Raw genomic sequence first — 13,399 nt, 5'->3', positions numbered from 1 at the left:
CGGATGCTGAAAATTTCTGATTATGCTGTCGCATATGGTCAGAGCCAGGTCATCAGTGGACTGAATCTGACGTTAGCAGAGGGTGAAATCGTCGCTCTGGTAGGGCGCAATGGTATGGGTAAAACCACGCTGATGAAATCACTGATTGGTATGATACCGTCCTGTGCCGGTGAGTTAGAGTTTGCCGGTACAAATATTACCGGCTTGCTTAGTTACCAGCGCGTTCAGCATGGCATTGGCTTTGTCCCGCAGGGGCGAATGGTATTTTCAACCATGACGGTTGAAGAAAATATAAAAACGGGGATTCGCCAATCCCGTTCGTTACAGGTTCCTGAATACCTGTATGACTATTTCCCTGTGCTGAAAGAAATGCGCAAACGGATGGCGGGAAATCTTTCCGGTGGTCAGCAGCAGCAGCTCGTTATGGCCAGAGCTCTCGCCGGTAAACCCAAATTACTTTTGCTGGATGAACCAACGGAGGGAATTCAACCGTCAATTATTAAAGAAATGGCAAAAATATTACGTAAGATTCGTGATGCAGAAGGGTTGACCATATTAGTTTCCGAGCAGGTTTTAAGCTTTGTACTCGATGTGTCAGATAAAATTGTTGTTATTGAGAAAGGCAATATTGTTCATCAACAGGCGCGTTCTGGTGCTGATGAAGAACAAATTGCGTCATATCTGTCGGTTTAAATTTATATCACCAACTTAACTACGAGAGGTCTGCTATGGGTAGCACCGGAAGTGTAAGCTCCTGGGATGAAGCGTTATTAATTGCCGCCATCCAATACCCCGTTCCCGTTATTAAAGGACCGGAGGATATCCAGATACAGGTCGATAAGATTTGTAAGGCCGTTGACTCCACCAAAGCCGGATATCCGGGACTTGATGTTATCGTCTTCCCGGAATATTCAACCCAGGGACTGAATACTAAAATCTGGACCTATGACGAGATGTTACTCACTCTCGATAGCCCGGAGATTGGTCAGTTCAAAGAGGCCTGTATCCGCAACGGCATCTGGGGGGTATTTTCCTTAATGGAGCGCAATGAAGACCCGTCTCTTCCACCGTACAACACCGCTATTATCATTAACGATCGGGGCGATATCGCTCTGCATTACCGCAAGCTGCAACCATGGGTTCCGATTGAGCCCTGGATGCCGGGAAATATGGGAATGCCGGTATGCGATGGGCCTAAAGGTTCTAAACTCGCCGTCTGCATATGCCATGACGGCATGTTCCCGGAACTGGCGCGTGAGGCTGCTTATAAAGGCTGCAATGTCTATATCCGTATTTCGGGCTATTCCACGCAGGTGAACGATCAGTGGATCTGGACAAACCGGACGAATGCCTGGCAAAACCTGATGTATACCGTTTCGGTGAATCTGGCCGGTTATGACGATGTCTTTTATTACTTCGGCGAGGGTACGGTCTGCAATTATGACGGTAACGTCATTCAGCAGGGGCACCGCAACCCATGGGAAATTGTTACCGCAGAGCTGTTCCCGCGCCTGGTGGATAAAGCGCGTGAAAACTGGGCGTTGGAAAACAATATTTTCAACCTTGGCTGCCGGGGCTATGTCGGCAAACCGGGAGGCGAACGCGAGAATTACCTGACCTGGGTGCGCGATCTTGCCAATGGCGAATACAAACTTCCGTGGGATGAAAATGTCAAAATTCGCGATGGCTGGAAGTATTATCCTGATGGGGTGCAATTAGGCCCGCTACCTAAATAAATTGAGTGTGCCAGGCGCTAAGTCAATCACTTTAAAGACTGAAGTCTGGCGCAGTAGCCCCTGAAAGTTGAATATCCAATTCCAATGAGTAGGGGGCTGAGCCATCCGGTAAGGGCTGAATTTGCCTGCGGGATTGGCTCAGCCCGCCAGACCGGTTTGGTGTTGCGCCGGACAATGTCCGGCGGCAAAGAAGGTAATGACTCCAACTTACTGATAGTGTTTTATGTTCAGATAATGCCCGATGACTTTGTCATGCAGCTCCACCGATTTTGAGAACGACAGTGACTTCCTGCCCAGCCTTGCCAGATGCTGCCTCAGATTCAGGTTATGCCGCTCAATGCGCTGCGTATATCGCTTGCTGATAACGTGCAGTTCTCCCTTCAGGCGTGATTCATAAAGCGGCCAGCCATCCGTCATCCATACCACGACCTCAAAGGCCGACAGCAGGCCCGGAAGACGCTCCAGCGTGGACAACGTGCGTTCACCGAATACGTGCGCCACAACCGTCCTCCGTATCCTGTCATACGCGTAAAACAACCAGCGCTGGCGTGATTTAGCGCCGACATAACCCCACTGTTCGTCCATTTCCGCGCAAACAATGACGTCACTGCCCGGTTGTATGCGTGAGGTTACCGACTGCGGTCTGAGTTTTTTAAGTGACGTAAAATCGTGTTGAGGCCAACGCCCATAATGCGGGCGGTTGCCCGGCATCCAACGCCATTCATGGCCATATCAATGATTTTCTGGTGCGTACCGGGCTGAGAGGCGGTGTAAGTGAACTGTAGTTGCCATGTTTTACGGCAGTGAGAGCAGAGATAGCGCTGATGTCCGGCAGTGCTTTTGCCGTTACGCACCACGCCTTCAGTAGCGGAGCAGGAAGGACATCTGATTGAAATGGAAGCCACCCGCACAGCGCGCTGGGATATCACTCCCCGAGGGAATACCGGCAGCGGACATCGTTAACTTAAGATACAAAAGCTGTTCGGAGATGGAGGGTCAAGATCAGGGTGACCTGCGCCATGATGTTATCCGAGCCCTGTTTCCTAATCACTACACCGGTATTTGATTACCCAGGTCAACTTCAGGCTGTTACAGGGACGGCAACCGTGTCAGCACATCCTTGAGATAGGCATACGGATCGTGCCCATTATTACGGGCCGACTGGATCAAACTCATGATCGCAGCAGCGCGCTTGAGTATGCGAACCCACGCCGAGCATTTGAGAAGGCAACGGGATGAACGCTGGCTGGATAGCCGTGGTTTTCTGGGTAGGCAGCCGAATCCATTTGTGGTCGAGGTTGGCATTGAGGCTGTAGCCCAAGGCGATGTTTGCGATGGAGGCACCGGGTTCAGAACACTCCTGAATGACATGAGCCTTGAAAGATTTGCTGTAGGTACGGCGCTGAGGGCGCATGGAAAATCCGCTTGATGGGCCATGGCCTTCGGCGGCGGTGTCGGGAAGGTGTGTTGGCCGGACGGATACTGTTGAACTACGTTGTCTGGGGCAACGGAAGTGTTTCGGCCCGACTCTGGAACGCGATCCGCAGCGACGACTGGGCAATTCCGCACGTTAGCCTGAGCAGCCTCGGGGAAATCGTCGTCTGGGCGCGCCCAGACGAGTTTCCGCCAAGGAACATGCAGACGAGCAAGGGGCTGCGGGCACTCGGCTACAACGTGAGGATCGGTGTTTGATCGAGGCGCCTGTGGTACACGCAGGCTGACGAGCCAGGCGCTGTCCATTGCCTGATCAGACCGCCCCCCTGTGCCTTGCCTGAGCAGTTGACCTGCATCAATGGGGCGGGAGAACGCTGCACATTGACTCTTGAAGTTATTCATAGTAGGTCTAATATTACAAAGTATTGCAAGGATTTCCTTGGCCGGAACCGCAAAGCGACGCGATTGGAGAGGGTGAGATGAAAGCGCACCTACAGGTGATTTTCACGCTCGATGAATTGGCTGCGTACTTGAAAGTCGGCAAGCGGACGCTTTATCGGCTCGCCGCACACGGGGAAATTCCGGCTTTCAAGGTGGGCGGGACGTGGCGGCTTCGTCAAAGTGAAATCGATCAGTGCATCAATGATCAGACCCGAGCCGGAGCAAAGAAGGAGGTGATGCGCAAGCGTGAACAGCAGAAGTCATCCGAGCAGCCCGTGTCGCCTGGGCGCACTGCCCGTCGCAGCAGGCAAAGGGCTTGAGTAACTCGTTTTCCAATTTTTCTGGAGGTATGACATGGACATCGATTTCAAGAAGTTGGCTCCCTGGAACTGGTTCAAGAACGAGCAGCAAGAGCAGCAGACCGCCTCTTCCCTGCCGGTGCAGCGCAATGACCTGCCAGCGGCGAGCGGGCCAGTCAGCCCGATCCTGCAACTGCATCGGGAAATCGACCGGCTGTTCGATGACGCATTCCGGGGCTTCGGTTTTCCGGCGTTGAACATGCCGCAGTGGCCATCCGATTGGTCGGGCATGCTGAAGCCGGCCCTGGACATCCAGGAAACCGACAAGCAGTACAAGATTACCCTGGAAGTGCCCGGTGTCGAGGAGAAGGACATCCAGATAACTCTCGACAACGACGTGCTGATGGTGCGTGGCGAGAAGCGCCAGGAACAGGAGAAGAAGGAAGGTGGCTTCCACCGTGTGGAGCGCTCCTACGGCAGCTTTCAGCGTGCCTTGAACCTGCCTGACGACGCCAACCAGGATTCGATCAAGGCATCGTTCAAGAACGGGGTGCTCACGATCACGATCGACAAGCGCGAGGTCAGCGCGCCGAAGCAGGGACGCTCGATCCCGATCAACGGCTGACGTCGCCGGCTCGTTCGTCACAAGAAAAACCCGGCACGAGACGAGGAGTCGCGGCTCGCGATGCCTCGTCTCCTCAACCTTGTCAACCTTCTCAGGAGCATCAGCATGGCCAGAAAACAATGCCAGGTCTGCGGCCAACCCGCCACCGTGCGGGTGGAAGCCAATCTCAACGGTCGTAACAGCACCATGCTGTTGTGCGACGACCATTACCGGCAATTAGTGCGCCAGCAAAAGCGCACCGTTTCGCCGCTGGAAGCCTTGTTCGGCTCGCGCAGCGGCCTGTTCGAGGACTTCCTCGGCAGTGACTTCTTCCGCATCGGCGAAGACGCGACGCCAGTTGCCGCCGATACCGATGACGTGGTCGATGCCTCGTTTGGCGAGCCCGCCACCGCAGGTTCGGGTGCGCCGCGCCGTCGCGGCAGTGGGCTGGCCAGCCGCATCAGCGAACAGTCGGAAGCCTTGCTGCAGGAGGCCGCCAAACACGCTGCCGAATTTGGCCGCTCCGAGGTGGATACCGAACATCTGCTGCTGGCGCTGGCCGACAGCGACGTGGTCAAGACCATCCTGGGTCAGTTCAAGATCAAGGTCGATGACCTCAAGCGGCAGATCGAGTCTGAGGCCAAGCGCGGGGACAAGCCCTTCGAGGGCGAGATCGGCGTGTCGCCGCGCGTGAAGGATGCGCTCAGCCGCGCCTTCGTGGCCTCCAATGAACTCGGCCATTCTTATGTCGGTCCAGAGCATTTCCTGATCGGTCTGGCCGAGGAAGGCGAAGGGCTGGCCGCCAACCTGCTGCGCCGCTACGGCCTGACGCCGCAGGCGCTGCGCCAACAGGTCAACAAGGTGGTCGGCAAGGGCGCCGAGGATGGCCGCGCTGAGACGCCGACCAACACGCCAGAACTCGACAAGTACTCGCGCGACCTGACCAAGATGGCGCGCGACGGCAAGCTCGACCCGGTGATCGGCCGCGCGCAGGAGATCGAAACCACCATCGAGGTGCTGGCCCGGCGCAAGAAGAACAACCCGGTGCTGATCGGCGAGCCGGGTGTGGGCAAGACCGCCATCGTCGAAGGGCTGGCGCAGCGCATGGTGGCGGGTGAAGTGCCCGAGACCTTGCGCGACAAGCGCCTGGTGGAACTCAACATCAACGCCATGGTGGCCGGCGCCAAATATCGCGGCGAGTTCGAGGAGCGCGTGCAGAAGGTGCTGAAGGAGGTGACCGAGCACCAGGGCGAGCTGATTTTGTTCATCGACGAGGTGCACACCATCGTCGGTGCCGGCCAGGGCGGTGGCGAAGGCGGGCTGGACGTGGCCAACGTGTTCAAACCGATGATGGCGCGCGGTGAACTCAACCTGATCGGCGCCACGACGCTGAACGAGTACCAGAAATACATCGAGAAGGATGCTGCACTGGAGCGGCGCTTCCAGCCGGTGACGGTGCCCGAGCCGACGGTGGCCCAGGCCATCATGATTCTGCGCGGCCTGCGCGACACCTTCGAGGCGCACCACAAGGTCAGCATCTCCGAGGACGCGATCATCGCGGCAGCCGAGTTGTCCGACCGCTACATCACGGCGCGCTTCCTGCCGGACAAGGCGATCGACCTGCTCGACCAGGCGGCCGCGCGCGTGAAGCTGTCGGCCACGGCCCGGCCGGTGGCCGTGCAGGAGCTGGAGTCCGAACTGCACCAGCTACGGCGTGAACAGGATTACGTGGCCGCGCGCAAGCAGTACGACCAGGCCGCCGAGCTCGGCAAGCGCATCGAAGCCAAGGAGGCCGAGCTCAAGAAGCTCGTCGAGGACTGGGAGCGGGAGCGGGCCTCCGGCAGTGCCGAGGTCAAGGCGGAACACGTGGCGCAGGTTGTCTCGCGCCTGACCGGCATCCCGGTCAACGAGTTGACGGTGGAAGAGCGCGAAAAGCTGCTGCACTTGGAACAACGGCTGCACGAGCGCCTGGTGGGACAAGACGAGGCGGTCCGTGCCGTGGCCGATGCCGTGCGGCTATCCCGCGCCGGCCTGCGCGAAGGCAGTAAACCGGTGGCTACCTTCCTGTTTCTGGGCCCGACCGGGGTGGGCAAGACCGAGCTCGCCAAGGCATTGGCCGAATCGATCTACGGCGATGAGCATGCCCTGTTGCGCATCGACATGTCGGAATATGGCGAACGCCATACCGTGGCGCGGCTGGTGGGCGCGCCTCCGGGCTATGTCGGTTACGACGAAGGCGGTCAGCTCACCGAGAAGGTGCGGCGCAAGCCCTACAGCGTGCTGCTGCTCGACGAGATCGAGAAGGCACACCCTGACGTCTACAACATCCTGCTGCAAGTGTTCGACGACGGTCGCCTCACCGACGGCAAGGGCCGGGTGGTGGATTTCACCAACACCATCATCATCGCCACGTCCAACCTGGGTTCGGACATCATCCAGCGACGGCTGAAGGCGCGTGAGGCGGCTGGCGAGGAGTACGAAAAGACCAAGGCCGAGGTCATGGACGTGCTGCGCGGCCACTTCCGGCCCGAGTTCCTCAACCGCATCGACGAGATCATCGTCTTCCATGCGCTGGGCAAGGAGGAGATCCGCCACATCGTCGGCCTGCAGCTCGATCGCGTGGCGCGCAGCGCCGCCAGCCAGGGCGTGACGCTCACTTTCGATCAGACGCTGATCGACCATTTCGCGGAAGAAGGCTACAAGCCCGAGTTCGGTGCGCGTGAACTCAAGCGCCTGATCCGCAGCGAGCTGGAAACTGCGCTGGCGCGCGAGATGCTCGGTGGCGGCATCGGCAAGGGCGATCACGCCAGCGCACGCTGGGACGACAAGGCCGAACGCGTGGTGTTCGAACGCAAAGAGCCACCGCAGACCCCGGCCGAGCCGGAGCAGCCGGATGTCGCGAAGGCGACCGAGACGCCGCACGGCGACGCTGGCAAAGACTCGAGCAAGAAGAAGTCGGCGAGCGACGCATCTTGATGGCGGGCGAGGCTGCCGTGTCCGACTCCATCAGCCTGGCATGGGCAGCCTCCCTGGCATCGATCGCGGTGGCGGTCGTGGCCGCGGGTCACGCGGTCGTCTACAAGCGTGATCCGCGGTCGGCCACGCCGTGGGGGCTGCTCATCAGCGGCGGCACTGCCCTCCCGCTCGCTGGCCATCCGTTTGCGTGACGGTGCGGCCCGTCTGTTCACATGATCCTCTGGCAACTCGACTTTCGAGGAACACGGTCCATGGAAAAAAAGAATCAATGGAATACCGGCTACTGGATCGTTGCCCTCCTGCTGTTGCTGAGTTTGCAGAGCTACTGGCAGACGGCGAAAACCGTCGAGCCGGTGCCCTACAGCGAGTTCGAGAAGGCGCTGGACGAGGGGCGCGTGGCCGAAGTGCTGGTGTCGGATCGTACGGTGACCGGGCGCCTGAAGTCGCCGGACAGCCGGGGCAAGACGACGATCGTGGCAACGAGGGTCGAACCCGATCTTGCCGATCGCCTGTCGAAGTACGACGTACCCTATGCCCGCGTGTTGGAGAGCACCTGGCTGAGCGATGTGCTGTCGTGGATCCTGCCAGCGGTATCCTTCTTTGGCGTCTGGTTCTTCCTGTTCCGCCGCTTCGCCGAGAAGCAGGGCATGGGCGGGTTTCTCAACATCGGTAAGAGCCGCACCAAGGTGTTCGTGGAAAAGAACACCGGTGTGACGTTCGCCGATGTGGCGGGGGGGGGATGAGGCCAAGGCGGAGCTGGTCGCGATCGTCGATTTCCTGAAGAATCCGCAGGACTATGGCCGTCTCGGGGCGCGCATTCCCAAGGGCGTGTTGCTGGTCGGCCCACCGGGCACCGGCAAGACATTGCTGGCCAAGGCTGTTGCCGGGTGGCCGAATCGACCCAGGCGCGCATCGATCAGGCTATCCGCGACATCGTGATGGGCGTGTTCGAGCGCGCCTACCGGATTCTCGACATCAACCGCGCGGTGCTGGAGCGCTGTGCGCGCGAGCTGCTGGCGCGGGAAACGCTCGACGAAAGCGATATCCGTCAATTGACTCAAGGACTTGTTCGGAACTGAAAACAGTAGTAGGTGCCATTCAGAGTAAACCGACGGCTCTGTTCAGTGCGTCATCCAATTCGTCGGCATTGTTCAAGGAGAACCGACATGTCTGCATTGACTCCGTGGGACCCCTTCCGGGAACTGGATGAATTGCAAAACCGCCTGGCGACGATGTTCGGACGAATACCTCAGCGACAGGGCGCCCGTACCGGCAACGAAGCCATGACCACGGCGGACTGGGCTCCAATGGCGGACATCAGCGAGGATGAGAACGCATTCCTCCTCAAGCTGGATCTGCCGGAGGTCCCCAAGGATGCCGTGCGCGTCAGCGCGGAAAACGGTGTGCTCACCATCAGCGGCGAGCGCAAACTGGAAAAAGAGGAGCAGGGCAAGAAGTTCCACCGCATCGAACGTGCCTATGGCCGCTTTGTGCGCAGCTTTGTCTTGCCTGACAACGTTGATCCGACCAAGGTGACGGCTTCCATGAAAGACGGCGTGCTGGAAGTGCGGCTTGTCAAGGCCGAGCAAGCCAAACCGAAACAGATTGAAATCTCAGTCAACTAACTTCAATCAAGAGCCCAAGATCATGAATATCAAACAGCCACAATACACCTTCTCCGCACTTGCCCTGGCGGTCGTCGTCGGACTGAGCGGACCGGCTCTGGCCCAATCGGCGGCAGGTTCTAGCCCAGGTGCTGCAGCACCCTCTGCCGCATCCAAGGCGGCACAGCCACAGGTAGATGACAAGGCCGCCCGGGAAGCCGATAAAAAGCGTGCCGAGCTCACTCAAGACGCCATCACGGCGCTCACCAAGACCCAGGAGGCTTTGACCCTCCTTGATGCAAACAAGACCAAGGAGGCGCTTGCTGCGCTGGAACTGGCCAGCGGAAAGCTGGAACTGGTATTGGCACGCGACGCCAAACTTGCTTTGGCGCCGGTCGATGTACGCGTCATCACCCACGATATCCACGCCAACGTGGAATCGGTAAAGAAAGCGGTCAAGTTGTCTCGGGAGTTGTTGGGTGATGGCGAGGTGCAAAAGGCCCGGCCCATCGTTGCCAATCTGGCCAGCGAAATCGTAATCCAAACCGACAACCTTCCGATGGCAACGTACCCGGCAGCGATCAAGTCGGCCGCACGGCTCATCGACAGCGGCAAGATCGACAACGCCAAAGCGGAACTCGCCCGAGCACTGAACACGCTGGTGGTGACCTCGGTCGCCTTTCCTCTGCCCGTGCTACGGGCCGAAGCCGCGATGGCAAAAGCTGAAAAGCTGGCCGAGACCGACAGGCGCGATGCCAAGCAGAACGAGGAGCTCAGCACCTTGCTGTCGTCCGTGCGCACGGAGATCGAGATGGCGCAGATCCTAGGTTATGGCAAGAAGGCGGACTTCAAACCCATCTTCGATCAGGTGAAGTCCATTGAGCAAAAGTCGGCTGGTGGCAAAAGCGGCAAGGGATGGTTCGACGAGTTGAAGACGCGCATCCAAAAGCTGTTTTGAGGTGATGAAGGGGCTGACTGCTCTGTCGGTCAGTCTCGCGATGTTCGCATTGAGCCCCAATAGATTCGCCTATTTTCACTATCTCATACGAGGCATATCACCATGAATGAGCAAACACCGAATCCCAATGCGACGAACGAAGGAAAAAACGAACAGGCCGCGGTAAGCAGCCTTCCTGTCAGTCCAGAGTCCAAGCCTGAAGTCGTCACGGAGGTACAGCCTGAGGTTCAGAAAGAAACGGACTCGCAGGCGGCAGACAAACGTAAACAAGTCCTCGATGAGGCAGTCTCGGCCTTGTCGCTGACCAAATCAGCGCTGGCCGCACTTGACGGCAAGGACACTGCACGCGCATTGGCAACGCTGGCCGAAGTGACGGGAAAGCTGGAGCTGATCGTCGCGCGCGAACCCACGCTCGCCCTGGCCGGCGTTGATGTGCGCACCATCGTGCACGACTTGTTCGCCAACACGGAAACCATTGAGGCGATGACCGACGAGGCGCTGGATGCCCTCAAACATGGCGAGGTGCAACAGGCTCGCCACGTGCTGGCTTTGCTGGCCAGTGAAATCGTGATCACGGTCACCAACATCCCTTTGGCGTCCTATCCCGCAGCCGTGAAGGCAGTCGTGCCGCTGATCGATCAGGGCAAGATCGAAGAAGCCAAAGCCGCGCTGCAGTCAGCGCTCAGCACGCTGGTCGAGGAGCGCAGCGTGCTTCCGCTGCCCGTCCTGCGTGCGAAGCTGCTCCTGAAGCGCGCCGAGCCCCTGGTAGAAGATGGTCAGCGCAGCGAAGCATCCAATGAGCGCCTGGAGACATTGTTGAACGAAGCCCGGCAGCAGTTGGAAATGGCAGAACTGCTGGGCTATGGAAAAAGGAAGGACTTTGAGCCCCTGTACGCTGAACTCAAGAAAATCAAGGAAAAGACGGGAGGGGGAGGCTGCGGAAAAGGCTGGCTCGATGAAGTCAAGGCAAAACTGTCCAGGTTGTTCTGAAACCGCTGGAGAGGGGGCGCATAGCGCCCCCTCTCTTGTCCCATGAGTGTTTGATTTTTTATTTTGTATAGATCTTTAGGAGATATTGCATGAACACAGACACCATCGCCAATTCCAATGCGGATGACCCCACCAAAGCACTGTGTTCGCTGAGCCAAAATTGGTGGCTTTTTGTGCTGCGCGGTGTCTTGGCATTGATTTTTGCAGCCCTCGCGTTCTGGATGCCACAATCGGCTCTGTTGGCCATGACCATCATGTTCGGCGCATTTTCCTTGGTCAATGGCGCGTTCAACTTGTTTGCAGCGGTGCGCCATATCCAGAAAAAAGAGCGCTGGGGCTGGCTGCTGTTCAGCGGCATTGTCGGCATACTTATGGGCGTCGTCGTCCTGGTTGCTCCTTGGGTCGCCACGATAGTCTTGGCTTCTTTTTTATGGGCTAGCGTGGGCTTCTGGGCGATTTTCACCGGTGTGCTGGAGATATCCGCCGCCGTTCGGCTGCGTCGGGAAATCAAGGGTGAAATCTGGCTTGCCCTCAGTGGACTGCTCTCGATTATCCTTGGTGCTATCGTCTTGTGGATATTTTTTACCCGTCCGGTCGAGTCATTCGTGGCCGCAGGCTGGCTGTTGGGTTTCCATGCGGCAGTCTATGGCGTCACGCTTTTGTTCTTGAGTTGGAGTCTTCGCAAAACGCGCCTGGGGTAAGAGCGTGCCAAACCAAAATCTATGGATATGAGCATCCTCGATTCATGCCTCCATAGAAATGACATCGAAGGAGTCATACATGCAGATACAATATAGCTATCGAGCTATCGACAAAGAGTTTCATGAACCTTGGCAGAGAGCTTTGGGAAATGTGATCGAGCACGCCCTCAAGCCATTGCTCGACAAACACACTAAAGATTCAGCGCGACTTCAAATCGTCCTTGATCGCGACAAGATCAAGCGGCAATTTTTGGCCAGTGGCTATATGCACCTGCCCGGCAAAAAGATTGTCAGCGTTACTGCATCACATGACGAGCTGACGCCCCTCGCGCAGATGCTCGCACAGTCGTTGTTCCGTCAGGCCAAGAAGCATTTTGACCGACTGCATGCTCAGGATCAAATCAAGCGCAAAGCACGACGCGAGCGCTTGCGCGAGCTCAAGGTGCGGATTGCCGCAAAACCCGCATCAGCCGCCCATGAGGCCGAGGTGACCCGAATGCCTCTACTGTCGAAACTTGAGGCTGTCGCAAGGCGTGAGCTGGCTTATCTGCGGGCTGTCGGCGATTTACCGCGCGATTATCCGACGCTGCGCGACGTGGTGGATGAAGCGATTGTCCGAGCTAAGGTGGAATGGCAATCCGTGCCGGGGGAAAAAGAGGCTTACACCGGTCTTTTGAAGCATCTGTTCGCCGTCCTGGATAACGAAGTGGCAAGCAGCCGGCAATTTGGCGAATTCGTTTCTCTGGACGCGCCGGTCGAACCGGATGCCCAAGACGTGGCCGAGGCCATGGTGGAAGAGGAAATCTTCGAATTTTATCAGCACGATGACACACTCAAGCTGGCCGATATTTTCGCTGGCAGTCAGCATCCCGATGTCGCAACGATCGCGGAACAGGAGGAGCTGATTGATCGGTCGAGCGAGTTCGCTTTTGCATTTGACCTGCTGAAGGACATGCCGCGTTTGTGGCGGCGCATTTTTCTGCTTATCCGTGTGGACGGGCTGAATGCCAGCAGCGTCTCTGAAATCCTGCTGATTCCTAGTAAGGAAGATGCTGTCCGAAGGTGGCTCATGCAGGCCGAAGCATTCATCGCTGCTCATCTGGAAGAGGCCGGAGTAAGCAAAAACGGGAACGATTGGCTCCAAGGCGTTGATTGGTCGGCATTGTCTGTGACCCGAAGCGAGGCAGCCTCACTGTGGTCCAAGGAGGCGAACCATGAAGAATGATCTTCACCTCGTCTGCCCGCATTGCCAGTCCATCAACCGCGTACCGACTGCGAAGCTATCGGAACATCCCAACTGTGGCCGCTGCCAGCAGCCCTTGTTCACGGGCGAGCCCATCGAGTCGACCACGGCGACGTTCTCGCGCCACGTGGAGCGCAGCGATCTGCCGCTGCTGGTCGATTTCTGGGCGCCATGGTGCGGGCCGTGCAAGATGATGGCGCCACAGTTCCAGCAATCGGCGCACCAGCTCGAACCGAGGATCCGGCTGGCGAAGGTGAATACCGAGGCTGAGCCCCACCTGGCCGCGCAGTTCGGTATCCGCAGCATCCCGACGCTCGCCCTGTTCCAGGGTGGGCGGGAGATCGCCCGTCAGGCCGGCGTGATGGGCGCGCAGGACATCGTGCGCTGGACGTCGACGCAAGTGGGACGCTGAC

The 13,399-nt window shown here is 58.0% G+C and carries 16 protein-coding genes and 2 pseudogenes; 15 read left to right on the top strand and 3 right to left on the bottom strand.

Annotated elements, in window-relative coordinates; translation table 11 throughout:
• The first annotated feature begins 3 nt into the window (after positions 1 to 3).
• Both urtE and BFV64_RS20100 read left to right on the top strand, forming a co-directional pair.
• Positions 4 to 693 (top strand): urea ABC transporter ATP-binding subunit UrtE, encoded by a 690-nt coding sequence (urtE, locus tag BFV64_RS20105; RefSeq protein ID WP_004181996.1) that lies wholly within the window; start codon positions 4 to 6, stop codon positions 691 to 693.
• A 35-nt stretch (positions 694 to 728) separates the two neighbouring features.
• Positions 729 to 1,736, top strand: a complete 1,008-nt coding sequence (locus BFV64_RS20100) for a formamidase (RefSeq protein ID WP_004181997.1) — start codon at positions 729 to 731, stop codon at positions 1,734 to 1,736.
• A gap of 207 nt (positions 1,737 to 1,943) precedes the next feature.
• On the opposite strand, the gene BFV64_RS20095 is transcribed toward BFV64_RS20100, so the two are convergent.
• From BFV64_RS20095 to BFV64_RS25585, 3 genes and pseudogenes are all read right to left on the bottom strand, one after another.
• Positions 1,944 to 2,641 (bottom strand): IS1 family transposase gene (locus tag BFV64_RS20095; protein ID WP_228716336.1). Its coding sequence is split into 2 segments (ribosomal slippage): positions 1,944 to 2,392 and positions 2,392 to 2,641, totalling 699 coding nucleotides; the frame shifts between segments, so codons are not numbered across the junction.
• 184 nt (positions 2,642 to 2,825) lie between these two features.
• A pseudogene (locus BFV64_RS25590) lies at positions 2,826 to 2,930 on the bottom strand (transposase domain-containing protein); the annotation flags it as partial.
• Positions 2,887 to 3,150 (bottom strand): transposase, encoded by a 264-nt coding sequence (locus BFV64_RS25585; RefSeq protein WP_071978066.1) that lies wholly within the window; start codon positions 3,148 to 3,150, stop codon positions 2,887 to 2,889. The gene BFV64_RS25585 and the pseudogene BFV64_RS25590, both read right to left, overlap by 44 nt.
• A gap of 14 nt (positions 3,151 to 3,164) precedes the next feature.
• Between BFV64_RS25585 and BFV64_RS25580 the strand changes: the two genes are divergently transcribed.
• The 13 genes and pseudogenes from BFV64_RS25580 (at position 3,165) to trx-GI (ending at position 13,398) form a co-directional block, all read left to right on the top strand.
• On the top strand, positions 3,165 to 3,428 hold the full coding sequence (locus BFV64_RS25580) for a hypothetical protein (protein WP_004118208.1): 264 nt from the start codon (positions 3,165 to 3,167) through the stop codon (positions 3,426 to 3,428).
• 221 nt (positions 3,429 to 3,649) lie between these two features.
• Positions 3,650 to 3,931, top strand: a complete 282-nt coding sequence (locus BFV64_RS20075; RefSeq protein ID WP_000643630.1) for a helix-turn-helix domain-containing protein — start codon at positions 3,650 to 3,652, stop codon at positions 3,929 to 3,931.
• A gap of 34 nt (positions 3,932 to 3,965) precedes the next feature.
• Positions 3,966 to 4,535 (top strand): small heat shock protein sHSP20, encoded by a 570-nt coding sequence (gene hsp20 / locus BFV64_RS20070; protein ID WP_069602386.1) that lies wholly within the window; start codon positions 3,966 to 3,968, stop codon positions 4,533 to 4,535.
• 105 nt (positions 4,536 to 4,640) lie between these two features.
• Positions 4,641 to 7,490 carry a heat shock survival AAA family ATPase ClpK gene (clpK, locus tag BFV64_RS20065; RefSeq protein WP_069602385.1) on the top strand — a complete coding sequence of 950 codons (2,850 nt, stop codon included), beginning with the start codon at positions 4,641 to 4,643 and terminating at the stop codon, positions 7,488 to 7,490.
• A complete protein-coding gene (locus BFV64_RS20060) occupies positions 7,490 to 7,681 on the top strand; it encodes a hypothetical protein (RefSeq protein ID WP_017146640.1) in 192 nt (63 codons plus the stop codon). The genes clpK and BFV64_RS20060 overlap by 1 nt, the downstream gene beginning before the upstream one ends.
• A 60-nt stretch (positions 7,682 to 7,741) precedes the next feature.
• Positions 7,742 to 8,378: pseudogene (locus BFV64_RS20055) on the top strand (ATP-dependent metallopeptidase FtsH/Yme1/Tma family protein); the annotation flags it as partial.
• Positions 8,378 to 8,569 carry a hypothetical protein gene (locus BFV64_RS25575; RefSeq protein ID WP_004118789.1) on the top strand — a complete coding sequence of 64 codons (192 nt, stop codon included), beginning with the start codon at positions 8,378 to 8,380 and terminating at the stop codon, positions 8,567 to 8,569. The pseudogene BFV64_RS20055 and the gene BFV64_RS25575, both read left to right, overlap by 1 nt.
• Positions 8,570 to 8,656: 87 nt before the next feature.
• Complete coding sequence (hsp20-GI, locus tag BFV64_RS20050) at positions 8,657 to 9,115, top strand: small heat shock protein sHSP20-GI (RefSeq protein WP_001275372.1); 459 nt, start codon at positions 8,657 to 8,659, stop codon at positions 9,113 to 9,115.
• A gap of 22 nt (positions 9,116 to 9,137) precedes the next feature.
• On the top strand, positions 9,138 to 10,052 hold the full coding sequence (yfdX1, locus tag BFV64_RS20045; protein ID WP_001022486.1) for a heat resistance protein YfdX1: 915 nt from the start codon (positions 9,138 to 9,140) through the stop codon (positions 10,050 to 10,052).
• Between the two features lie 102 nt (positions 10,053 to 10,154).
• Positions 10,155 to 11,042: a heat resistance protein YfdX2 gene (gene yfdX2, locus BFV64_RS20040; RefSeq protein ID WP_004118195.1), complete on the top strand. Its 888-nt coding sequence runs from the start codon at positions 10,155 to 10,157 to the stop codon at positions 11,040 to 11,042.
• A gap of 89 nt (positions 11,043 to 11,131) precedes the next feature.
• Positions 11,132 to 11,743 carry a heat resistance membrane protein HdeD-GI gene (gene hdeD-GI, locus BFV64_RS20035; protein WP_069602384.1) on the top strand — a complete coding sequence of 204 codons (612 nt, stop codon included), beginning with the start codon at positions 11,132 to 11,134 and terminating at the stop codon, positions 11,741 to 11,743.
• A gap of 79 nt (positions 11,744 to 11,822) precedes the next feature.
• Positions 11,823 to 12,968: a hypothetical protein gene (locus tag BFV64_RS20030; RefSeq protein WP_004118192.1), complete on the top strand. Its 1,146-nt coding sequence runs from the start codon at positions 11,823 to 11,825 to the stop codon at positions 12,966 to 12,968.
• Complete coding sequence (gene trx-GI, locus BFV64_RS20025; protein ID WP_069602383.1) at positions 12,958 to 13,398, top strand: heat resistance system thioredoxin Trx-GI; 441 nt, start codon at positions 12,958 to 12,960, stop codon at positions 13,396 to 13,398. Before BFV64_RS20030 ends, trx-GI begins: the two co-directional genes overlap by 11 nt.
• Position 13,399: the final 1 nt, after the last annotated feature.

The sequence above is a fragment of the Enterobacter kobei genome, assembly GCF_001729765.1.
GTDB lineage: Bacteria > Pseudomonadota > Gammaproteobacteria > Enterobacterales > Enterobacteriaceae > Enterobacter > Enterobacter kobei.
Note: the sequence above shows the minus strand (reverse complement) of the source record. Positions and strands in the feature narration are given on the sequence as shown.

Coding starts and splice junctions, on each gene's coding strand:
- urtE (WP_004181996.1), top strand. CDS start 4: ATGCTGAAAATTTCTGATTATGCTGTCGCATATGGTCAGAGCCAGGTC.
- BFV64_RS20100 (WP_004181997.1), top strand. CDS start 729: ATGGGTAGCACCGGAAGTGTAAGCTCCTGGGATGAAGCGTTATTAATT.
- BFV64_RS25585 (WP_071978066.1), bottom strand. CDS start 3,150: ATGCGCCCTCAGCGCCGTACCTACAGCAAATCTTTCAAGGCTCATGTC.
- BFV64_RS25580 (WP_004118208.1), top strand. CDS start 3,165: ATGGGCCATGGCCTTCGGCGGCGGTGTCGGGAAGGTGTGTTGGCCGGA.
- BFV64_RS20075 (WP_000643630.1), top strand. CDS start 3,650: ATGAAAGCGCACCTACAGGTGATTTTCACGCTCGATGAATTGGCTGCG.
- hsp20 (WP_069602386.1), top strand. CDS start 3,966: ATGGACATCGATTTCAAGAAGTTGGCTCCCTGGAACTGGTTCAAGAAC.
- clpK (WP_069602385.1), top strand. CDS start 4,641: ATGGCCAGAAAACAATGCCAGGTCTGCGGCCAACCCGCCACCGTGCGG.
- BFV64_RS20060 (WP_017146640.1), top strand. CDS start 7,490: ATGGCGGGCGAGGCTGCCGTGTCCGACTCCATCAGCCTGGCATGGGCA.
- hsp20-GI (WP_001275372.1), top strand. CDS start 8,657: ATGTCTGCATTGACTCCGTGGGACCCCTTCCGGGAACTGGATGAATTG.
- yfdX1 (WP_001022486.1), top strand. CDS start 9,138: ATGAATATCAAACAGCCACAATACACCTTCTCCGCACTTGCCCTGGCG.
- yfdX2 (WP_004118195.1), top strand. CDS start 10,155: ATGAATGAGCAAACACCGAATCCCAATGCGACGAACGAAGGAAAAAAC.
- hdeD-GI (WP_069602384.1), top strand. CDS start 11,132: ATGAACACAGACACCATCGCCAATTCCAATGCGGATGACCCCACCAAA.
- BFV64_RS20030 (WP_004118192.1), top strand. CDS start 11,823: ATGCAGATACAATATAGCTATCGAGCTATCGACAAAGAGTTTCATGAA.
- trx-GI (WP_069602383.1), top strand. CDS start 12,958: ATGAAGAATGATCTTCACCTCGTCTGCCCGCATTGCCAGTCCATCAAC.